Here is a 21,148-nt window from a genome sequence, read left to right on the forward strand (position 1 = left end):
GGAACCGACGACACCGACAGTGACGACACCGGAACCGACGACACCGACAGTGACGACACCGGAACCGACGACACCGACAGTGACGACACCGGAACCGACGACACCGATAGTGACGACACCGATAGTGACGACACCGATAGTGACGACACCGCGCATTACCGGGGAACCTTGATTTACCACAGCCCCTGCGGGGGCTGTTCCGGACAGCTGATATAAGGAGACACTATGTTACCAGCAGCAAGATTGGGCGATTTAGCCTGCCATTGCGGGGTTGTGGAAGCGGGTTCATGTAACGTGTTTACCAACTGTATCCCGCAAACCTTTCTGGGAGCGCCGGTATGTTGCACTATTCATGTTAAAAGTTGTATCTGCAGCGCATCCTGTACTGTTTTTGTCAATAATATCCCGGCCGCCCGGGCCGGGGATTGCGGCGGATGCGGCACAGTAGTATCAACAGGTTCATGTAATGTGTTTATCGGACACTGATAATGCTATTGCATTTTAACTGGCCGACCCGTAAAGGGTCGGTCAAACTGACAGAACAGAATACCATCGATAATCCGGTGGCGATCAATGCGTTTACTGCCGATGTTGCGCTGAATTCAGGCAAAGAGCAGGATACGGACGTTCTGTTTTATTACACGAATACCGGCCCTGTTTTACAGAATACCTGCCGGGATTTAGTCTGTTTCGTGAATAAACAGCAGGTTGCATTCGGGTCAAAAATCCGGCTGATATATGGCTCTGCTGTTCAGATTGGCCATTTTTCACTGTCGTTTGTTGCGGCTGAAAATAACCAGTCAGCATCAGTTATTGAGGCATTAACAGAATTAACACCGGTAAAAATTGATTTCATGAATATTGAAATCAATGAAATATTACCGCAGGGTGCGGGGTTTATTTCTATAGAATATGCCGCAGAAGCGTACAGAAAAAGCGGCGATGAATTAAAAAAGCTGGAAGTTGAATATAAAAAATTTCTGTTATGGGGGGAAATTGATTCTCCGCAGACGGAAACGTATACCGCTGCAGAAGAGGCAAAATTATCTGCCGCGGATGATGACGGCAGCTTTGATTCACTCTGTGAGCAGATAAAAGATCTGAATCTGACCGAGTGTATTTTTGAAACGTCAGCATTTATGGAACGTGTCTGGCGGGAGTTGTCAACGATGGAAGAAGTTGATTTAACACAGGATGAGCATGAAGATTATGACATTCTGAGAATGCTTGCTCCGGACGGTATTATTCCGTACGCAAAAGACTCTGTTTCCTCACTCGTTTCTAAGGAACTCTATAAATTAGGCTTAGACAGCCGTTTATAATCAATTAAGGATTTTGAAATGGCCACAACACAAAAACTCTCTGATATTCTTGCCAACTCATCGCTGGATGAATTTTTTGATGAAACTCTGAATAAGGTAAAACAAAAGCCGAATGACTTAGTTATTCGTGAGACTTTATTTAAATTGTGTTGCCTGAAAGGTTACTGGGAAAAAGCGATGATTCAGCTTGAGACCTGGTCATTAATTGATGGTCACAATGATGACAAGCAGCTTGAATTATATAAAAACCTGGTATTCAGTGAAATTCTGCGTGAAGAAGTCCTGAAAGGAAAGCGCGAACCGATGACGCTGCAGCAGGAATTACCGGAATGGATGAAATCAGTCTGGGAAGCCAATAAATTACTGATAGAGAATAAACCGGATAAATCAGAAGCACTGCGTTTACAGGCCTTTGAGAATGCACCGGCAGCCGGCGGCAACGGTGAAAAGATCGGTGATTTTGCCTGGATGGCAGATAATGACAGCCGTCTGGGGCCTATCTGTGAGTTTATTGTTGCCGGTGGCTACCGTTGGGTGCCGTTTGCCGATATTGAAACGATCAATATTGTTAAACCCCGCGATTTACTGGATCTGATTTGGATCCACGCTCAGATTAAAGTAAAAAATGATATTTTTTACGGTTATATTCCGGCCCGTTATCCTGTCCGTGATACTGACAGTGATAAAATTAAGCTGGGTTTTGAAACTCAGTGGGAGCAGGTTTCAGAGTATTTCCTGACAGGAAAAGGCGGAAAAATGGTCATTACAGACCTGGGGGAATATCCGTTATCTGAACTGAATAAGGTCTCCATGATAACAGCCGGCGCTGAAACTGAACATGCAGGATAATAAAAAGCAATATATGCCTGCATTGCTTGATCGGTTGATTGATGATCATCCGAAAGAGCGGCGTGAGCCTGTCGATAAATTCTATTTCGATTCACGTAAAATGCGTGAGGTTATATTGCGTGATCTCCTGGCTATTTTCAGTACTGAAAATACGGAAGGAGAGCTGCGGCGTTACAGTAAATCACCGGTTGTTGACTCAGTGATTAATTTTGGTATTGCGCCGTTAACCGGCGCCTATGCCAGACAACTGGGCTGGGAACAGGTCGAGGAAAAACTGCGCCGGGCTATTTTGCGTTTTGAAAGCAGGATTATTCCGGAATCACTGGTGATTACCCCGTTAGCGGGAAAAGATCAGTATGCGCAATATGGCATTATTGTGTTTGAAATAAGAACACTGATTTACTGGGACCCGTATCCGCTGGATCTGCGTATTAACGGCTCTTACGATATGGAAACCCAGCAGGTCAGTCTGAGTTACCGGTAATAGAAAAGGAAGCATTGGCTTCCTTTGAGATTGCTGACAAAGCAGGATAAAACGTGGTTTTTCCTGCTTTGTGTTATCAACTGAAAGTGTTATCAGCCGAAAATCAATAAATTGATTTTCCTGGTTTACTTTTACAACCTCTGCCGGTCGTCGCCAACCCCTGCGGGTTTGTCAACGGGCTGAAAGGAAGCATTGGCTTCCTTTTCTGTTCTTAATGATATCAGAAACTCAGAAAATCCATACCAAACTGTGACGTTTCGCGTTTTACAATATAGCCGTTTGGTGTCTGAACCAGCTTTCCGCTTTTATTGTTTTTATGCTGTGCAACATAAAAATCATCAATCTTAAGCAGTTCATACCCCATTTCATCCTGCAGCAGGGAAAATACCTGTTTATTTTTCTCTATGGTCGATGTCATATAGTCACCCCACACTGAAAAAATAATATAAGGGTAACCGGATGCCTGAATCCATTTTTTTCCGCCCCGCAGAACATCTGCTTCCATCCCCTGAGCATCTATTTTCAGCAGACTGGCATGCGGCATATTCAGTGTATCCAGTGTGCTGATTGTTCTTTTTTCTGTTGGTGGTGCTGAACCTGCACGTTGTTCACTGAATACGGTTTTATCAAGAGAAACTGCGCCCATGTTACTGTCAGTCAGCGGATCAAAGACCGGTACATCAATTTCACCATCGTAGTCACCGATTGCACTGTTAAAGGTATAACAATTTTTCAGTTTGTTCAGGAAGATATTACCGCAGAGCTGGTTATATACCTGACGCTGGGGTTCAAAAGCGTAGACAATGCCGTTACGGTGCTGAAAATAGTTACTGACCGGAATTGTCCAGGAGCCAAGATTAGCGCCGATATCGTAAATTACCGGAGCTTCTGTAAATTCCAGCAGGCGCTGACTGATATTGATTTCTTTTGTTCTCCAGAGGGCACCTCCGCGTAATATTTTACTGATGTAGTCAGGCCCGGAAGTGAGCAGGAACTGGTGGCCGCCGCTGGTTTGACAGATATCAAATTCAGGTAATGTTTTATTTTCCATAATGTTATCACCGGGATATTCAGAGAGTAATCGGATTCTTTTTCAGAGTTTTATTACTCAGAATGCTAACACTATATCCGGAATAATAAAAATGCCTTACGGAATGTAACAGGATTATAAGATAAGTCCGGATAGCATTTTTTAAAGTATGTACATACTTAATCAATATTGCTGTGTAACATAATTGTCTGTTGATGAACCGGTACTTTATTGCCGCCTGATCTTTCTCTTCCTCACTGAAAATGAAAATAATATTTTCATTTTTTTTAAATTCAGGTTTTCTGTTTAAGATTAATCGGAATGCTCAGGGCGTAAAATAATATTCAATTCATATCGTATTGTCTGTAGTATTAGCGGTGCTATTGCAGTGAGCCATCGTCATGCATCCGGTATTTATCTCATTTTATGTTCATTTTTATTTCCGGATAATGATTCAGGGTAATCTCCGGTCAGGGATTAAGCATAATTTATTATTCTGAAATATATCTGGTGGGCACCTGCTTCATTTTATATACAGGAGTTATGTAATATGCCTATCGTTATCGGCATTGTCGATAAAGCAACACGCGTGACAAAAAAAGCGGAAACCACTGTCAAAAACGGGGTTAATGTTCTGAAAGCCATGCCGGGAGTGGATTATGTGCTGGTTGATAAACAGACAGGATCTGCCCCCCGGGAGACGATTATCATCCGTGATGGTAATAACCTGAAATTATTTCTGGCGGGTGAAGAAGAGCCGTCTGTGGTGATCGAAGACTATTATCTGTTTCCCGGTCAGGTTATCGGTGAAGCTGAGAATAAAAAGGTGCATAACTATACACCAAAGTCTGCCATGGAATATGACAATATCAGTAATATGGCGGATAAGCAGGCCGCGGTTCAGCAGGCGGGTACAAAACTGCTCGCGCCGATTACCTGGGAGTCATTTATATCCGGCTGGGAAGTTCTGACCTTTTTAGGCGTGGCTGTTGCCGGCGGCGCTGCGGTGGCAATCGGCAAAAGCAGTCATTCAGGCAATGATCATCCGAATCGGGTGCCGCCTTTTGATAATAAAGATAACGACAATACCGGTACTGATGGCAAAGATAACGGCAATACTGGTACTGATGACAAAGATAACGGCAATACCGGTACTGATGACAAAGATAACGGCAATACCGGTACTGATGACAAAGATAACGGTGATACCGGTACTGATGACAAAGATAACGGCGATACCGGTACTGGTGACAAAGATAACGGTGATACCGGTACTGATGGCAAAGATAACGGCAATACTGCGGCGGATGATCAGGATAAGACAGACGTTCCGGCTGATGCCGTTGCGACAGCTGTCATTGATGATGTTACCGATTCCGCTGAGATTGATCCTGATAATCTTTCAGCAGTGACGCCTGTGTTAAGCGGACATCTTGACGGTGCGCCTGAGGAAGGTCAGGTAGTGGTTATTTCCCGTGATGGCGATGTGGCGGGATATGCCACTGTGGATAGCAGCGGGAAATGGACGTTTAATGATACCGGCGGCAATTTTGAACAGGGTCAGACTTACCATTACACCGCGCGTGTTGAAGGTAATGGTGTGATCGGCAAGGAATCTGAGGCTTTCAGTATTCACTATGACACCACCGGTCAGCATGAAGAAACGGAAACGCCGGTCTTACCGGACGCTGAAGACAGTGCTGTACAGGCTTTAGCCGGGCTTCTCTCCGAACATGAGGACTCTCTGAATCTGGATGAGTTACTGAGTCAGTTACCGGAGGAGAACACCCCGGCGGAGAATGATAATACAGCTGCCGGTACACCGGATTATCTGCAGTCGTCAGCGGAATTTATGGCGCATGATATGGTGAATCAGGATCCGGAGTTGTTAACGGAAGCACAGATTACGCTGTTCTGAGTCCCCGGACAGTAAACAGAGACGGCCACCGGTCATTATATGACCGGTGGCTTTTTTATTTCTGTTCAGAAACCGGTTATCAGCGGATGCAGGGCCAGGCCGGTCAGGTACAGACCTGCACCGTAAGCGCTGTGGGATAAAAAACTCATCAGACGGGCTTTGGCCGGATTCGGTGTCCGTGATGCGGCAATACCGGCACCCATCGCGGGCTGCATAATAAAATACGGTGCGGCGACAGTAATCACCCCCCAGGCATAAGCCGGCCAGAAGGATGGAAAAAGAAACCAGAATTCACCGGTCAGGAAAATAAAGATAAATGCAAAGATAATACCGATCGCATAATGTGCGAACCAGCCAAGCGCATTTTCGTTCCTGACCGGCGGGCTTTGAGCCACCGGCGGACGGTGAATGAATTGTCCGTGCAGCATATGGCCCGTCCAGCGGCCGATCATGGATAAATTCAGTGTCGGCTGCCCGGCTGATTTCAGCAGTAGTGCCCAGAGGTCCATCACTACAGTGGCACCAATCCCTAATAATGTTGTCAGTAAAACAGCAGTCAGTGTCATGATCCTGATTCCTTTTCAGCGTGCCGTGTTGTAATTCCGGCCTGTTTGATTACTATAAAAGACATGATAAATTCAACATTCAATTGATTAATTGAATGTTATGACCGGAGGTAAATAATGTCAATTAAGGCTCTCTTAGATGAGCAGCAATTAACAGAATGTGCTGAATTAGCCCGGGCACTGAGCCATCCTCACAGGATAAACATTATCCAATATCTTGCCCGGGACACATTTTCTGTGGAGAAACTGGCAAAGGTTGTTGGTCTGAGTGTGGCTAATACCTCACAACATTTACAGCAGCTTAAGAGAGCCGGATTAGCAGAGAGTGAACGGGAGGGTAAAAATATCTGTTACCGCCTGGCGAACGGCCCGGTACTGAATATGCTGTCAGCCCTGAAACTGCAGTCTGAATATACACGGAATGAACTGAGCAGCAGGCTGAACCGGAATATGCTGTCTGAAGAGTATTTATCACCGATTTCAGGAACGGAGCTGGTGGCGGGTATGAAATCCGGTCAGATTTTACTGGTTGATGTCCGCCCGGAACGTGAGTATCAGGACGGGCATCTGCCCGGAGCGGTGAATATACCGGTCGATCAACTGGAAAACTGCCTTGCGCAACTGCCGGATGATAAAGAAATTGTGGCGTATTGCAGAGGGGCATATTGCTTTTTATCAGCAAACGCGGTTATTTCCCTGCGTCTGAAAGGGTTTCGTGCGCGTCATTTCAGAGAAGGTATTACGGCGGATATTCCGGACGATAAGCCGCTATCATTGTGATAATGAGATTATTAAATTGAGAAGGCAATCGATTGTTATATAGCCCGGCCTGAAAAATGACATTTTGCAGGTATAACAAAAATGCGGCGGGTATCTCGTTTTTATCGGGAAAGTGCGTCAAAAAACCGGAATTCTGTCACGAAAAACAGCATTTATGCTGACAGAAAATCGCGTTGGTCTGAATTTTGCTCAATTGCTTAAATGATGAACAGATACCCGGGCCGGGTTCGTCATCATAGTGAGACACCCTGACGCCAGGGGTCATTTTCCGAGATCTTCGAATCGAAGCCGGGGAGTCCCGGTTGTAAGGGAGTCTGTTTCATGAGCAATCATAGTGTGGATCAAGCACAGGAACCGGTTAAGCCCGTTATTGACGAAGTTGAAGAGATATTACCTGCGGGAAAACTGATGATGCTGGGGTTACAGCATGTGCTGGTGATGTATGCCGGTGCCGTAGCTGTACCGCTGGTTATCGGCGACCGGCTGGGACTGAGCAAGGAAGTGGTGACACTGCTTATCAGTTCGGATCTGTTTTGCTGTGGTATCGTGACACTGTTGCAGTGTATCGGTATCGGAAAATTTGCCGGTATCCGTCTGCCGGTGATTATGTCTGTTACGTTCGCGGCGGTAACACCGATGCTGGCCATCGGCGCCAACCCGGATATCGGCCTGATGGGGATTTTCGGGGCGACCATTGCGGCGGGGGTACTGACAACACTGATCGTACCGCTGATGGGGAAACTGATGCCGCTTTTCCCCAATATGGTTACCGGTATTGTGATTACCTCCATCGGGCTGAGCATCATGCAGGTGGGGATCGACTGGGCTGCCGGCGGCAAAGGTAACCCTGAATATGGTCATCCGCTCTACCTTGGCATCTCATTTGCCGTTCTGTTATCCATCCTGTTTATCACAAAATTCTGTAAGGGTTTTCTCTGTAATATCTCGGTATTACTGGGGATTATCTTTGGTTTTGTGCTGTCACTGATGTGCAATGAGGTCAGCTTTGACGGCTATGCGGATGCCCCCTGGTTTAAACTGGTTACCCCGATGGCGCTGGGAACGCCGACATTTGAACCGATCTCCATTATCACCCTCAGTGTTGTTCTGCTGATTGTTTTTATTGAATCGATGGGAATGTTTCTGGCACTGGGGGAGATTGTCGGTCGTCCGGTCGAAAAAGACGATATTGTGCGCGGGCTGCGGGTGGACGGAATCGGCACAATTATCGGCGGTCTGTTTAACAGTTTTCCGCATACTTCATTTTCCCAGAACGTCGGGCTGGTGGGGGTGACAAAAGTTCACAGCCGCTGGGTGTGTGTGGTTTCCGGATTTATCCTGATTATCTTTGGTCTGCTGCCGAAAATGGCGGTGGTGATAGCCTCCATTCCGCAGTTTGTCCTCGGCGGGGCGGGACTGGTGATGTTCGGGATGGTACTGGCGACAGGAATCCGTATTTTGTCCCGTGTTGATTACAGCGGCAATAATTACAATCTCTATATTGTGGCGATCAGTCTGGGGGTGGGACTGACACCAACGCTCTCCGGTAATTTCTTTGCCAAACTGCCGATGTTCTTACAACCGCTGCTGCACAGCGGGATTCTGCTGGCCACTGTCAGCGCGGTCGTACTGAATCTGTTTTTTAACGGTTATCATCCGAAAAAAGAAAGTCCGGCAATGTGATATGTCTCACCAGACATAACCCGAAATGATGATTGACACCGATGCATAAAAGCATCGGTGTTTTTTTATGGACAGGCGTATACTGAATTATTAGCAAGGGTAACTATTGTAATCTAAATAATATCAGTAAGGCCGTACTATGAGCGGAATCATCACGGAGCATGAACCTTTCGGGACATTGCTGGGCTATGCGCCCGGCGGTGTGGCTATCTATTCCTCTGACTACGATACCATCACGGAAGCAGAAAAAGAGGATGATATTTCTTTCCGCAGTTATATCGGAAATGAATATATGGGATACAAATGGCAGTGTGTGGAATTTGCCCGCCGCTTCCTGTATCTCAATTATGGTGTGGTGTTTACCGATGTCGGCATGGCGTATGAGATTTTTTCCCTGCGTTTTCTGCGCCATGTGGTGGATGACAGTATCCTTCCGCTGCGGGCGTTTAAAAACGGCTGCCACCAGGCACCGGTGGCGGGGGCATTACTTATCTGGCAGGAAGGGGGCGAATTTAAGCGCACCGGTCATGTGGCGGTGATCACCCAGGTCTGCGCGGATAAAGTCCGGATTGTGGAGCAGAATGTCATCCACCATAAACTGCCGCGCGGTCAGCAATGGACCCGTGAGTTGCCGATGCACGTTAAAGACGGTTACTACACGCTGTCGGATACGTTTCCGGATACCCATATTCTCGGCTGGATGATCCAGACAATCGATGATGAATATGCGTGGACAGAGCCGGCAGTGAACCCGGCGCTGATGACACTCCACGCTGCCCGGCTGGATGAAAAAGCGGATTTCACCGGACAATGGCTGGATGAGTCCGATCCGATGGAAAAAGCCTATATTAAAGCCAATCACGGCCACAATCTGAATGCCGATCCGCACGACTATTTCACGATTTCGGAAACGGCCGAAAATGCTCTTATGCAGGCCACCAACGAAGTCCATCTGATGTATCTTCACGCTACTGAAAAAGTGCTGAAAGATGACAATCTGCTGAAATTATTCAATATCCCGGAAATACTCTGGCCGCGCCTGCGGCTCTCCTGGCAGAACCGGCGTCACGATATGGTGACCGGCAGACTGGATTTCTGTATGGATGAACGGGGTCTGAAAGTATATGAATACAATGCGGATTCCGCCTCCTGCCATGCGGAAACCGGGCTGATTATTCCAAAATGGGCGAAACAGGGCGGACTGACAGAGGGCCGGGACCCGGGGGAACGTCTGTCAGAGATGCTGACGGATATCTGGAAACACACGTCAGCCAAGCCGTTTATCCATATTATGCAGGATAAAGACAGCGAAGAGGATTACCATGCGCTCTATATGGCGCGGGCTATCACGGCAGCAGGGTACGGATACCGGATCATTCACGGTCTGGATGAACTGAGCTGGAATGAAAGCGGACAGGTGATCGACGGCGAAGGGCGCGTACTCAAGTGTGTCTGGAAAACCTGGGCGTGGGAAACGGCGCTGGAACAACTGCGGCAGGAGAGTGAAAATGACAGGACATACTCCGCGCTGCCTATCCGCACCGGTCATCCGCGCCATGAAAATAATGTGCGGCTGATTGATGTGCTGCTGCGCCCGGAAATCCGGGTATTTGAGCCGCTGTGGACGGTGATCCCGGGCAATAAAGCGATTCTGCCGATTCTGTGGTCGCTGTTCCCGCACCACCCTTATCTGCTGGATACAGAGTTTGAGCTCAGTGATGAACTGCGGCAGACCGGTTATGCGGTTAAACCGATAGCCGGACGTTGCGGCAGTAATATCGGGCTTGTGGATCACCGCGATACCGTACTGGATGAAACCTGCGGCCGTTTCGGGGAGCAGGAAAACGTCTATCAGCAGCTCTGGTGTCTGCCGAAAGTAGCAGGCCGCTATATTCAGATGTGTACTTTTACTGTCGGTGGCCACTATGGCGGTGTTTGTCTGCGTTCAGACCCGTCTCTGGTTATCAAGAAAGAGAGTGATATTGAGCCGCTGCGGGTACTGGAGGATAGCGATTTTCTGGCAGAGAGCTGATTTCTGACCGCTGTATTTCTCCCGGGCAGCCACCGGATTCACCGGTTGCTGCCCGTTTTTATATCCATTTGATCTGATTTATTTTTCCTTTCTTTCCGCAATGACGATCCTTTCCCGTATAAAAAACAGGGTTAAAAAATAGTGGTCAACAGTGATAAAAATCATTATTGTTATAATATAACATAACAAAATGAGGCAGCCATGAAACCCGATATTCATCCGGATTACCGGACCGTCATCTTCCACGACACCGCAGCCGATGTGTATTTCAAAGTCGGTTCCACCATCAGAACGGAAAGAACCATCGAATTTGAAGGGCAGACGTATCCTTATGTCACCCTGGATGTTTCGTCCCACTCCCACCCGTTCTATACCGGCAAGCAGAAAACACACTCGCAGGAAGGGAATGTGGCCCGTTTTACCAAGCGCTTCGGGCGTTTTGTACATTAAAAGAAGAGGAAAAACCGATGCAGGTATTAAGTTCACTGAAAAGTGCGAAACAGCGCCATCCGGACTGTAAAATTGTCCGCCGTCGCGGCCGTATTTATGTGATTTGTAAGTCCAATCCGCGTTTTAAAGCCGTGCAGGGGTGATTATGACAGCTAAATCAGTTCTCCCGTTACTGTTACTGGCGGGATTATTCAGCGGTACGGCAGCAGCACACGGTCATCACCATGATAAACCGCAGACAGAAGCACAGCGCAAGGCAGCAGAGGGTGTTTTTGCGGATAAGGATGTGAAAGACCGGCAACTGAGCGACTGGGATGGCGTCTGGCAGTCTGTGGCGCCTTACCTCGCCAGCGGTGAGCTGGATCCGGTGATGCAGGCGAAAGCCGCGAAGAACGGGGATAAAACCGCAGAAGAGTATCGCGCTTATTATACAAAGGGCTATAAAACCGATGTGGATATGATTGGTATTGAAAATAATATCATCGAATTCCATCACGGGGATAAGGTGGATCAGTGTGAGTATCAGTATGCCGGTTACCGGATACTGAATTATACCTCCGGCAAGAAAGGGGCGCGTTATCTGTTTGAGTGTAAAGATAAAAACAGCCATGCACCGAAATATATCCAGTTCAGCGACCATATCATTGCACCGGAAAAAGCGGGTCATTTCCACCTCTATATGGGTAATGAATCCCAGGAAGCACTGCTGACTCAGCTGGATAACTGGCCGACATATTATCCTTATACGATGAGCGGAAAAGATATCGTTCACGAAATGCTTCATCACTGACAGAAAAGCGAAAGCAGCACTGCAATATAAAACCAACAGCCCGGAAACTGATGTTGTTTCCGGGCTGTTTTGTTATTTCATTAATAAATTAATATAAAACTTGATTAATCGTGTCAGTTCAAAATAAAATAAGAATAAGCGATTCAGCAGAGAGGGTTAAGCGGAGTTGCGGCAATCAGAATCCGATCTTTTTTATTTCTGGTATAGCTTTTTTTGTTTGATATGTATCACGATATTTATGTAATGGCAAAATGCCCGTTTCAGTTATTTCCCGCTAAAGTCATGAAAACAAACACATGTTTGTTATTGTGACAACTGTGATATAACAGATTGATAGATATGCGTATTATTTTTTAAATTAATCACCTTTTTTTGAAGGTTATTACGTTGTGTTTTTTATTTTATTTTTGATGATATAAAAAACATGATCTCCCTCCTGTTTTTATGCTGAAAACCCACTCATCTCATTTTACGATCATTACTTAAATTCCGGCGAAATCTTTATTTCATCGCTTTACTTTGTTGCGGACAAAAAATAAAACAAGCACATGTTTAATAACCAACAAGTGTCCGCTTATGACCAGTCGAGAAAAACAAATCCTTCAGATCCTCCGGCGTGACCCGCTCATTCCGCAGCAGGAACTGGCCGGCGTATTAGGTATCAGCCGCTCTGCGGTGGCCGGACATATCATGAATCTGATGAATAAAGGCTACATCAAGGGTAAGGGATACATCCTCTCCGAGCACCGCTACGTGGTGACTGTCGGTTCAGCCAATATGGATGTTTGTGGTTATTCTGACCTGAATCTGGTGTATGAAGATTCTAATCCCGGTCATATCAAATGTTCACCCGGCGGGGTCGGGCGCAATATCGCCCAGAATATTGCCCTGCTGGGCTGTGAATCTCATTTTATCTCCGTTATCGGTGATGATTTCTACGGTAACACCCTGTATGAACAGGCAAAACTGGCCGGTGTAAATGTCAGTAATCTGCACCGCCTGCACGGGGAAACCACGTCAACCTACCTGTCACTGCTGGATCCGCAGGGTGAGATGATCACCGCCATTAATGATATGCGCATCCTGGAAAAACTGACACCTGCATTACTGGCGACCTCCCGCGACCTGATCCGGCACGCTGGTGTGCTGGTGGCGGACTGCAATCTCTCAGAAGGCGCGCTGGAGTGGCTGTTTACCAATGCCGGCAATGTACCGGTCTTTGTCGATACGGTTTCCGCGTTCAAGGCAAACAAAATCAAGCCGTGGCTCAGCCATATCCACACCCTGAAACCCAACCGCTTTGAGGCGGAAATTCTCACCGGTATCAAAGTGGAGAATAAACAGGATGTGGTGCGTGCCGCCAATGCATTGCATGAACAGGGCGTGCAGCGTATCGCCCTGAGTATGGGCGGCGAGGGCGTTTATTACAGCGAAGCGGACGGTGAAAACGGCTGGTCGAAGCCGTTCAGTGTCCACATTGTCAATGTGACCGGTGCCGGTGACGCCATGATGGCCGGTCTTGCCCGCTGCTGGCTCGAAGGTGAGCCGTTGTCACAGAGTATCCGTTTTTCCCAGGGCTGCTCCGCCCTGACGCTCGCCAGCGAGCTGACAAATAATCCCGGTCTGTCAAAAGACAGTGTTCACAAACTAATGGAATCACAAGCATGAAAACTCAACAACTGAACGCAGAATATCTGGATATTTCCCCTGAGGTTGCACAGGCGCTCGCGGAGAAAAAGCCGGTTGTGGCACTGGAATCCACCATTATTTCTCACGGTATGCCGTACCCGGACAACGTGAAAATGGCACTGGAAGTGGAACAGCGTATCCGCGACAACGGTGCGATCCCTGCGACGATTGCGGTGATTAACGGCCGTATGAAAGCGGGTCTGTCTCATGACGAGATTGAGATGCTCGGTAAAGAAGGCCACAAGGTCATGAAAGTGAGCCGCCGCGACCTGCCGTTTGTGATCGCTCAGGGCATTCACGGTGCAACAACCGTGGCCTCCACCATGATTATCGCGGAAATGGCCGGGATTGCTGTTTTTGCCACCGGCGGGATCGGCGGGGTGCATCGCGGTGCGGAACACACCTTTGATATCTCAGCAGATTTACAGGAACTGGCGCAAACCAACGTGGCGGTTGTCTGTGCGGGTGCCAAATCCATTCTGGATCTGGGGCTGACCTCGGAATATCTGGAAACTTACGGTGTGCCGGTTGTCGGCTATCAGACGGATAAATTACCGGCTTTCTTCTGCCGTGAAAGTGAATTCCCGGTCACTATCCGTATGGAAACGCCGGAAACCGTGGCAAAAGCACTGCACGCCAAATGGGCGACCGGCCTGAACGGCGGCATGGTGATTGCCAACCCGATCCCGCATGAATTTGCGATGCCGGAAGAAACCATCAACAGCGCGATCGCACAGGCGGTACGCGAAGCGGATGAGCAGGGTATCAACGGCAAAGCAAGCACGCCGTTCCTGCTGGCCCGCGTGGCGGAGCTGACCGGCGGTAACAGTGTGAACTCCAACATTGAGCTGGTCTTTAACAACGCGAAATTGGCAGCCCGTATCGCGTCCGCTTATCAGCAACTGTAAGCGGCTGACCGGTAACCGGTCATAACAACTGATGAAACATATGACCCGGTAAGGTGCTGATCTCACAATCAGCCTTTACCGGGCATTGCAGCATACAACTGATGAGTATAATAACCACGGGGCCGGATTATGGATATATTACGGAGTTTGGCGGGGATCGGCGTCTTATTACTGATAGCATTTCTCTTTTCGGTGAATAAGCGGAAAATCAGTCTGCGCACTGTCGGCGCGGCACTGCTGTTACAGGTGGCACTCGGTGCCATCATGCTGTATATCCCGGCGGGGAAATGGTTTATTCAGACCATCGCATCGGGTGTGAATAATGTTATCGCCTACAGTGATGCGGGCAGCGCCTTTATTTTCGGCAGTCTGGTCGGCCCGAAAATGGATGTGTTATTTGATGGCGCCGGGTTTATCTTCGCATTCCGCGTATTGCCGGCCATTATCTTTATCACCTCACTGATTGCGATTTTGTATTACCTCGGCATTATGCGCTGGGTGATTAATATTCTGGCATATGTCTTCCAGAAGACCATGAAAATCAGCAAGATCGAATCTTTTGCGGCAGTAACCACCATTTTCCTCGGTCAGAATGAGTTACCGGCGGTACTGAAGCCATTCGTCAGCAGGATGAATAATAATGAATTATTCACCGTTATTTGCAGCGGCATGGCTTCCATTGCCGGATCAATGCTGGTGGGCTACGCCGGACTGGGCGTGCCGATTGAATATCTGCTGGCAGCGTCTCTGATGGCGATTCCGGGCGGGATCTTATTTGCGCGGATGTTAAGCCCGGCGACACAGGAATCCACCGTGGAATTCACGGAAATTTCTTTCAGTGAAAAACGTCCGGCCAGCATTATTGAGGCTGCGGCGGGCGGTGCAATGCTCGGGCTGAAAATTGCGGTCGGTGTGGCGACAGTGGTACTGGCGTTTGTGGCACTGATTGCCCTGATTAACGGGCTGATTGGCGGCCTCGGCGGCGTTATGGGTTTTGAGGGGATCAGCCTGCAAAGCCTGTTCGGTTATATTTTCTCGCCACTGGCGTATCTGATGGGCGTGAGCAGTGAGCATATTGCGCTGGCGGGCAGTCTGATCGGTGAAAAACTGGCGATCAACGAGTTCGTGGCTTATTTGGATTTCTCTCCGCATTTACAGGACGGCACACTCGATGCCAAAACCATTGCCGTGATCTCCTTTGCGTTATGCGGTTTTGCCAACTTCGGTTCGATTGCCGTGGTGGTCGGGGCGTTCAGTGCGGTAGCACCGGAGCGGGCTTCTGATATCGCCCGTGTCGGGGTCCGTGCATTGCTGGCGGCAACATTATCCAACCTGATGAGCGCGACGATTGCCGGGTTATTTATCGGTCTGGCGATGGCGCCGGGTGTCTGACCTGTTCAGATAAATTCCCGGGATTCACAGGCGCTTCTGCAAAAGGAAGCGCCTGTTACCAGCTGATACGATTCAATTTTTTTTATTCCGCTTAAGACCGCGTCAGGTCAAAAAACCAAATCCCGCTCCCCGTTAAAGTAAAAAAATCCGGTAACCTTGTTGCGCGTGTGTTATTGCTTTCCTGCATCCGCAGAATTTGACCCGCCCCGCAAAATGACCATAAAACAGACTAAGAAAGGCCGGATGTGCCCGGTTATTGCATGGTTACCAACACTGAAAACTGGAAAGCGATAGGTGAACATGAACAAATGTATAGTTGCGGACAGCCAGAAATGCATCGGATGTCACGCCTGCGAAATTGCCTGCGTTGTCGCGCATAATGATCACCACTGGCCACATGACAGCCGTGATTACGCTCCCCGTATCCGCGTCATGTTCAAAGAGAATGACAGCCTTGCTGTCACCTGCCGTCAGTGTGAAGACGCCCCTTGTGCCGCCGCCTGTCCGGTGGATGCCCTGTATATGGCGGACAATATTGTCAAACTGGATCAGGAAAAATGCATCGGCTGTAAAAGCTGTGTGCTGGTCTGCCCGTTCGGGGCGATGGAAATGGTGATGACGTTTGATCACTCACTCGAACTGGCGCAAAAGTGCGATTTATGTGATACCACCGGCGGCTCGCCCGCGTGTGTGGCTAACTGCCCGACCAGCGCACTCAGCATCCTGGATGAACATAAACTGGTGATTCTGCGCAATGACCGTCTGATGCGGGCAGCCACCGGGGCATACAACCGTGCCCGTCAGTCTGAAATTCGTTTTGAGATCCTCAAACGTCCGCCGCGGGAAGGAACACAAAAACAGAGTGCGGCGCTGCGCAAAAATCATTTCGGTGAAATTTATATCGGGCTGAATGAACAATGTGCCGGTTATGAAAGTGAGCGCTGCCTGTACTGCTCACAAAAAGCGATGTGTAACCTGTCATGCCCGCTGCACAATTCTATTCCTGATTTTGTCCGTCTGGTGCGCGAAGGCAAAATTATTGAGGCGGCGGAGCTGAGCAACTCGACCAGTTCACTGCCGGAAATCTGCGGCCGGGTCTGCCCGCAGGACAGATTGTGCGAAAGCCGCTGTACGCTGCGTAACCACGGCGGTGCGGTAACCGTGGGAAATATCGAACGTTATATCACCGATACGGCCTTTGAGATGGGCTGGCGGCCGTCGGTGGCGGAGGATGTGGTTCCCCGCCCGGAACGTGTTGCGATTATCGGTGCCGGTCCTGCCGGACTGGGATGTGCGGATGTGCTGACCCGTGCCGGGGTGAAAGCGGAAGTGTTTGAGCGCCATCCTGAAATCGGCGGCCTGCTGACTTTCGGTATCCCGCCGTTCAAGCTGGACAAACAGCTGATGGCGCAGCGGCGGCAGATTTTCACGGATATGGGGATCACTTTCCATCTGAACTGTGAAATCGGTAAAGATATCCCGTTCAGCCGCCTGATGAATGACTATGATGCGGTGCTGCTGGGCGTCGGCACCTACGGCATGATGAAAGCCGGGCTGGAGCATGAGGATTCCCCGGGCGTGGTACAGGCGCTGCCGTTCCTGATCGCCAGTACCCGTGAGGTGATGGGGCTGCCGGTGGCGGATGAATATCCGTGGATTGATGTGGAAGGGAAAAAAGTAGTGGTGCTCGGCGGTGGTGATACCGCGATGGACTGCGTGCGTACGGCCGTCCGCCGTGGTGCTGAGAGTGTTATCTGCGCCTACCGCCGTGATGAGGCCAGTATGCCGGGTTCGAAGAAAGAAGTGGTTAATGCCCGCGAGGAAGGCGTGGAATTCCTCTATAACGTGCAGCCGCAGTTTATTGACCGCAACGGGGAGGGCGCTGTCACTGGTATCGGGCTGATCCGTACCCAGCTCGGTGATCCGGGGCCGGATGGCCGCCGCCGTCCGAAACCGGTGGAAGGCTCTGAATTTATCCTCGGTGCGGATGTGCTGATTATGGCATTCGGTTTTCAGTCGCATCCGATGCCATGGCTCAGTGGTTATAATGTTCAGCTGGATAAATGGGGACAAATTAAAACCGGCGGTAATGGCCGCATGAGCAACCAGACCTCCAATCTGAAAATCTTTGCTTCCGGTGATGCGGTGCACGGCGCAGATCTGGTGGTCACCGCCATGGCAGCAGGTCGTCAGGCTGCCCGCGAAATGCTGGATATGTTCGATGAACAGGCTCAGGCACCACAGGCCATGGTCAGTAACGCATAACAGACAGCAGTAAAAACAAAACCGCGATAATTATTAATGACAATTATCGCGGTTTTTTTACGGGTAAAAATCAGAACGATCAGATAACGCGTTTGTTCTCCGCGCTCATGGCCATATCCGGCAGGTCACGCTCTGCATCGGGGATATCCAGCATCGCTTCCAGCTCGTCTGCCAGCATATCCGGCTCTTCCTCATTGGCCGCACTGCGCTGTTGTCCGACAGGGATCAGCAGATTCAGGATAATGGCGGTCAGACCGCCGACACAAATCGGGTTCTCGGCCAGGATATATAAAGACGGCGGCAGGATACTGAAAATTTGCGGGTCATAGGAAACACCCAGTCCGAGACCCAGGGATGTTGCCACTATCAGCGTTTCGCGGCGGCGCAGGCCGTTGGAGATAATAATACGCAGCCCGGCGATGGCGATCATCGAGAACATCAGTGTCATCGCACCGCCCAGTACCGGCGCCGGAATGGTGGTAAAGAACCAGCCGATCCCCGGGAACAGGCCGAGGAACACCAGGATCACCGCAATAAAGCGCCCGATATAGCTGGAGGCCACGCCGGTCATCTGGATCACGCCGTTGTTCTGGGCAAAGGTGGTCAGCGGCAGAGAACCGAGGGCTGAGGCGATAACGGAAACCACACCATCTGCCATCACACCGCCTTTCAGCCTGTTCTGATACACCTCACCTTTAATCGGCTGGTTGGATACCATGGCGGTTGCCGTCAGGTTACCGACCGCCTCCAGCACACTGAGGATATAGATAATGGCAACCACCAGGAACTGGGTGAAATTAAATGAAAAGCCGAATTTAAACGGCACCGGTACGGTAATAAAGGCCATGTTCTGATAGGTGCTGAAATCCACCAGACCGAGAAACAGTGAGGCAATGTAGCCTGCCACGAGGGCAATCGCGATACCGCCCATCCGCAGCAGCGGGCTTTTGCAGCAGTTAAAGCCGATTACCACCAGCAGAACCAGCAATCCCACGCCGATATTTTCATAGTTGCCGTATGTGCCTGCCGATTTGGCGGAGAACCCGCCGCCGAAGTCGATAATCCCGACCTTAATAAGGCTCAGACCGATCATCAGCACCACCACGCCGCTGACCGTCGGGGTAATTATCCGGCGCAGATAAGGCAGAACAAAAGAGGAACCGACAACCAGGAAAGCACCGGCGAAAGAAACACCGAGCAGAGAAGATAAAATCAGCTCTTCATGGATTCCGTCACTGCGCATGGCTGTACCGATAGCAATCATGGCAGTGACAAATGAAAAATTGACCGACTGAATGGATAACAGGCCGGAGCCCATCGGTCCGTAACGGTGAACCTGTATCCAGGTACCGATTCCGGAGGCAATCATCACCATCGATACCAGATAAGCCGTGGTATCGGCAGATAAATCCAGTGCTTTGCCCACAATCAGGGCAGGCATGACCATCGGAACAAACAGAGCCAATAAATGGGTAACCGCACCAAGAAGGGCCTGGAAAAACGGGGGTTTGTCGTCCAGCTGATAGATTAGATCAGAGGTTGGATGATTGAGATCTGACATCCTTCTCTCCTTTTATAATAAATGGAATGAGAGGTCATACGTCGGCCTCAGCGGATCGTTGGTACAGGGAGTAAAGCAATAACTGAACCAGCGGCGCGACAAAGAAACAGAAATGTGAGAGAACTCTTAAATCACCGGTGATTTGTGAAATATATCACCCGGTATTTGCGAAAGGCTTTCCGCGGTGGTCAGCAGGGCGGATAAAAAGAGGGGCAAACAGGATTTATGCAGTATGAGAATGATATCCTCTCATTTTGATAATGAAACGGTAATGATAATAGCGGTTCCGGAACCGGAGGGCCGGTAAAGTGAGACTATTCCCGGGATAGCTCTGTTGATCGATTTTATTTAAATAAGATATTTCTATTTTCAGTTAATGGAATTATATTAGGAATTGGTTTATTAAATGAAGAAAGGTAATTAAAAATGTATTATCATCTTAAATAATATGGCCGGAGGTTAACAGAGCTTACGTGGTGTTACTGTGAATAATGATTTAAATTAATGTGTTGTTGTTGCCATTTTGTTGCATTGTAACTATGTCATTATATGTTGCAAAAAAAAGAATGCGGTAACCCTGATTATATTTTTATTATAATCAATAAATTATGTGTATTTTGATAAGAACGCTGTTTACGCATAAAATGAGTTTTATCCTAAAAACATAAAAATGTCTCAGGAAATAATTTGGCCTTAAATTTTATCAGAATAATCATATGATCCGTATTTCTGGTTTTTTTATCTTCATTTGGTCTTTTTTTTTGGCTTTTTGTATTGCAATGGTGGTTGTGGTTGTTTTTTTATTTCACGAGAGAAAAAAGAAGAAATATTAATAAAAGAAATAACGACGGGAAAATGACGACTTGCGTATAAAGCTAATCCATTTCTTATTGACGATATATTTTATGATGATAGTCTTTAGCGGTAATAAGAGATGTTATTTACATATATCTTATATAAGAGATGTGAAGAACCAGATTTAAATTGAGTGTTTTCCTATTGGTCTTTGGGTTTTTTAAATGTAAATTGATATTGTGTTCACGTTATTACCCTCAGATTTAATGACGTGCCTGAGTATTTTTTATAATGTCACGCCGGATGTGAATTATAAATTAGTATTAATGCATTTCACTGAAACATTAAAAATTGCAGTTATTACAGATGTTTCTTATAACAGGAACGTTATAAGCAAATATGTCCGCAAGGATGCGAATATAACCTGACCGACACGTTATTATCTTAAAAAATAAAGGAATTATTTTTTAATGATTTAGCAGGATATAAGGATATATCTCTCAGGGACATAAACGGAAGTTACCGGACAAGGTCGTCCGGTGTAAACGGACTTACCACACGGATGTATTATCAGGGAGCCTGTGTTTTATCACCACAGGTAATAAACGGATTTGCCCCGGGAAGGGGACGGTAA

19 protein-coding genes are annotated in these 21,148 nt (G+C 48.3%); 15 read left to right on the plus strand and 4 right to left on the minus strand.

The features are described from left to right. Positions 1-180: hypothetical protein (locus R5268_RS08285; RefSeq protein ID WP_317419160.1), on the minus strand; the 180-nt coding region annotated here is incomplete at its 3' end. A 45-nt stretch (positions 181-225) separates the two neighbouring features. Here R5268_RS08285 and R5268_RS19435 point away from each other — a divergent pair. The 4 genes from R5268_RS19435 to R5268_RS08300 are packed head-to-tail and all read left to right on the plus strand — an operon-like array spanning position 226 to position 2,655. Continuing rightward, positions 226-486 (plus strand): PAAR domain-containing protein, encoded by a 261-nt coding sequence (locus tag R5268_RS19435; RefSeq protein WP_107680657.1) that lies wholly within the window; start codon positions 226-228, stop codon positions 484-486. 2 nt (positions 487-488) lie between these two features. Continuing rightward, entirely contained in the window at positions 489-1,322 is an 834-nt protein-coding gene (locus R5268_RS08290; RefSeq protein ID WP_107680656.1) for a TagK domain-containing protein, read from the plus strand. Positions 1,323-1,340: 18 nt separating this feature from the next. Then, the gene (locus tag R5268_RS08295) at positions 1,341-2,171 is read left to right on the plus strand and encodes a type VI secretion system accessory protein TagJ (protein WP_218454490.1); all 831 of its coding nucleotides are present in this window, start codon (positions 1,341-1,343) and stop codon (positions 2,169-2,171) included. Next, the gene (locus R5268_RS08300; RefSeq protein WP_107680654.1) at positions 2,161-2,655 is read left to right on the plus strand and encodes a type VI secretion system baseplate subunit TssE; all 495 of its coding nucleotides are present in this window, start codon (positions 2,161-2,163) and stop codon (positions 2,653-2,655) included. Before R5268_RS08295 ends, R5268_RS08300 begins: the two co-directional genes overlap by 11 nt. A 220-nt stretch (positions 2,656-2,875) precedes the next feature. On the opposite strand, the gene R5268_RS08305 is transcribed toward R5268_RS08300, so the two are convergent. Beyond that, the gene (locus R5268_RS08305; RefSeq protein ID WP_317419161.1) at positions 2,876-3,706 is read right to left on the minus strand and encodes an FkbM family methyltransferase; all 831 of its coding nucleotides are present in this window, start codon (positions 3,704-3,706) and stop codon (positions 2,876-2,878) included. A gap of 529 nt (positions 3,707-4,235) precedes the next feature. Between R5268_RS08305 and R5268_RS08310 the strand changes: the two genes are divergently transcribed. Beyond that, the gene (locus R5268_RS08310; RefSeq protein WP_317419162.1) at positions 4,236-5,603 is read left to right on the plus strand and encodes a hypothetical protein; all 1,368 of its coding nucleotides are present in this window, start codon (positions 4,236-4,238) and stop codon (positions 5,601-5,603) included. Positions 5,604-5,668: 65 nt separating this feature from the next. Here R5268_RS08310 and R5268_RS08315 read toward each other — a convergent pair whose 3' ends face one another. Continuing rightward, positions 5,669-6,169, minus strand: coding sequence for a DUF2938 domain-containing protein (locus R5268_RS08315; RefSeq protein ID WP_317419163.1), 501 nt, complete (start codon positions 6,167-6,169; stop codon positions 5,669-5,671). Between the two features lie 117 nt (positions 6,170-6,286). Here R5268_RS08315 and R5268_RS08320 point away from each other — a divergent pair, with 117 nt between their 5' ends. The 10 genes from R5268_RS08320 to R5268_RS08365 all read left to right on the plus strand — a co-directional run bounded on the left by R5268_RS08320 (position 6,287) and on the right by R5268_RS08365 (position 18,158). Next, a complete protein-coding gene (locus R5268_RS08320; protein WP_317419164.1) occupies positions 6,287-6,949 on the plus strand; it encodes a metalloregulator ArsR/SmtB family transcription factor in 663 nt (220 codons plus the stop codon). Between the two features lie 321 nt (positions 6,950-7,270). Beyond that, positions 7,271-8,632, plus strand: a complete 1,362-nt coding sequence (locus tag R5268_RS08325; protein WP_046894590.1) for a nucleobase:cation symporter-2 family protein — start codon at positions 7,271-7,273, stop codon at positions 8,630-8,632. A 139-nt stretch (positions 8,633-8,771) separates the two neighbouring features. Then, positions 8,772-10,664, plus strand: coding sequence for a bifunctional glutathionylspermidine amidase/synthase (gene gss, locus R5268_RS08330; RefSeq protein WP_317419165.1), 1,893 nt, complete (start codon positions 8,772-8,774; stop codon positions 10,662-10,664). Positions 10,665-10,865: 201 nt separating this feature from the next. After that, positions 10,866-11,114: a type B 50S ribosomal protein L31 gene (locus R5268_RS08335; RefSeq protein WP_024474782.1), complete on the plus strand. Its 249-nt coding sequence runs from the start codon at positions 10,866-10,868 to the stop codon at positions 11,112-11,114. A 17-nt stretch (positions 11,115-11,131) separates the two neighbouring features. Further along, positions 11,132-11,257 carry a type B 50S ribosomal protein L36 gene (ykgO, locus tag R5268_RS08340; protein ID WP_004237696.1) on the plus strand — a complete coding sequence of 42 codons (126 nt, stop codon included), beginning with the start codon at positions 11,132-11,134 and terminating at the stop codon, positions 11,255-11,257. Positions 11,258-11,259: 2 nt separating this feature from the next. Further along, positions 11,260-11,904 carry a metal-binding protein ZinT gene (gene zinT, locus R5268_RS08345; RefSeq protein ID WP_166708406.1) on the plus strand — a complete coding sequence of 215 codons (645 nt, stop codon included), beginning with the start codon at positions 11,260-11,262 and terminating at the stop codon, positions 11,902-11,904. A 576-nt stretch (positions 11,905-12,480) separates the two neighbouring features. Then, a complete protein-coding gene (locus tag R5268_RS08350; protein WP_046894587.1) occupies positions 12,481-13,572 on the plus strand; it encodes a PfkB family carbohydrate kinase in 1,092 nt (363 codons plus the stop codon). Then, a complete protein-coding gene (locus R5268_RS08355; RefSeq protein ID WP_046894586.1) occupies positions 13,569-14,501 on the plus strand; it encodes a pseudouridine-5'-phosphate glycosidase in 933 nt (310 codons plus the stop codon). The genes R5268_RS08350 and R5268_RS08355 overlap by 4 nt, the downstream gene beginning before the upstream one ends. A gap of 129 nt (positions 14,502-14,630) precedes the next feature. Further along, complete coding sequence (locus tag R5268_RS08360; protein WP_317419166.1) at positions 14,631-15,893, plus strand: NupC/NupG family nucleoside CNT transporter; 1,263 nt, start codon at positions 14,631-14,633, stop codon at positions 15,891-15,893. Between the two features lie 300 nt (positions 15,894-16,193). Continuing rightward, positions 16,194-18,158, plus strand: a complete 1,965-nt coding sequence (locus R5268_RS08365; protein WP_317419167.1) for an FAD-dependent oxidoreductase — start codon at positions 16,194-16,196, stop codon at positions 18,156-18,158. A gap of 79 nt (positions 18,159-18,237) precedes the next feature. Here the strand turns inward: R5268_RS08365 and R5268_RS08370 are convergent, their stop codons facing one another. Beyond that, positions 18,238-19,719, minus strand: coding sequence for a nucleobase:cation symporter-2 family protein (locus R5268_RS08370; protein WP_046894583.1), 1,482 nt, complete (start codon positions 19,717-19,719; stop codon positions 18,238-18,240). Between the last annotated feature and the right edge of the window lie 1,429 nt (positions 19,720-21,148).

Origin of the sequence: Morganella sp. BCCO 40_0007, assembly GCF_032989665.1 — a bacterium.
GTDB lineage: Bacteria > Pseudomonadota > Gammaproteobacteria > Enterobacterales > Enterobacteriaceae > Morganella > Morganella sibonii.

What these genes read in the sequence shown, in the direction of transcription:
- R5268_RS19435 (WP_107680657.1), top strand. Translation starts at nt 226, where the DNA reads ATGTTACCAGCAGCAAGATTGGGCGATTTAGCCTGCCATTGCGGGGTT.
- R5268_RS08290 (WP_107680656.1), top strand. Translation starts at nt 489, where the DNA reads ATGCTATTGCATTTTAACTGGCCGACCCGTAAAGGGTCGGTCAAACTG.
- R5268_RS08295 (WP_218454490.1), top strand. Translation starts at nt 1,341, where the DNA reads ATGGCCACAACACAAAAACTCTCTGATATTCTTGCCAACTCATCGCTG.
- R5268_RS08300 (WP_107680654.1), top strand. Translation starts at nt 2,161, where the DNA reads ATGCAGGATAATAAAAAGCAATATATGCCTGCATTGCTTGATCGGTTG.
- R5268_RS08305 (WP_317419161.1), bottom strand. Translation starts at nt 3,706, where the DNA reads ATGGAAAATAAAACATTACCTGAATTTGATATCTGTCAAACCAGCGGC.
- R5268_RS08310 (WP_317419162.1), top strand. Translation starts at nt 4,236, where the DNA reads ATGCCTATCGTTATCGGCATTGTCGATAAAGCAACACGCGTGACAAAA.
- R5268_RS08315 (WP_317419163.1), bottom strand. Translation starts at nt 6,169, where the DNA reads ATGACACTGACTGCTGTTTTACTGACAACATTATTAGGGATTGGTGCC.
- R5268_RS08320 (WP_317419164.1), top strand. Translation starts at nt 6,287, where the DNA reads ATGTCAATTAAGGCTCTCTTAGATGAGCAGCAATTAACAGAATGTGCT.
- R5268_RS08325 (WP_046894590.1), top strand. Translation starts at nt 7,271, where the DNA reads ATGAGCAATCATAGTGTGGATCAAGCACAGGAACCGGTTAAGCCCGTT.
- gss (WP_317419165.1), top strand. Translation starts at nt 8,772, where the DNA reads ATGAGCGGAATCATCACGGAGCATGAACCTTTCGGGACATTGCTGGGC.
- R5268_RS08335 (WP_024474782.1), top strand. Translation starts at nt 10,866, where the DNA reads ATGAAACCCGATATTCATCCGGATTACCGGACCGTCATCTTCCACGAC.
- ykgO (WP_004237696.1), top strand. Translation starts at nt 11,132, where the DNA reads ATGCAGGTATTAAGTTCACTGAAAAGTGCGAAACAGCGCCATCCGGAC.
- zinT (WP_166708406.1), top strand. Translation starts at nt 11,260, where the DNA reads ATGACAGCTAAATCAGTTCTCCCGTTACTGTTACTGGCGGGATTATTC.
- R5268_RS08350 (WP_046894587.1), top strand. Translation starts at nt 12,481, where the DNA reads ATGACCAGTCGAGAAAAACAAATCCTTCAGATCCTCCGGCGTGACCCG.
- R5268_RS08355 (WP_046894586.1), top strand. Translation starts at nt 13,569, where the DNA reads ATGAAAACTCAACAACTGAACGCAGAATATCTGGATATTTCCCCTGAG.
- R5268_RS08360 (WP_317419166.1), top strand. Translation starts at nt 14,631, where the DNA reads ATGGATATATTACGGAGTTTGGCGGGGATCGGCGTCTTATTACTGATA.
- R5268_RS08365 (WP_317419167.1), top strand. Translation starts at nt 16,194, where the DNA reads ATGAACAAATGTATAGTTGCGGACAGCCAGAAATGCATCGGATGTCAC.
- R5268_RS08370 (WP_046894583.1), bottom strand. Translation starts at nt 19,719, where the DNA reads ATGTCAGATCTCAATCATCCAACCTCTGATCTAATCTATCAGCTGGAC.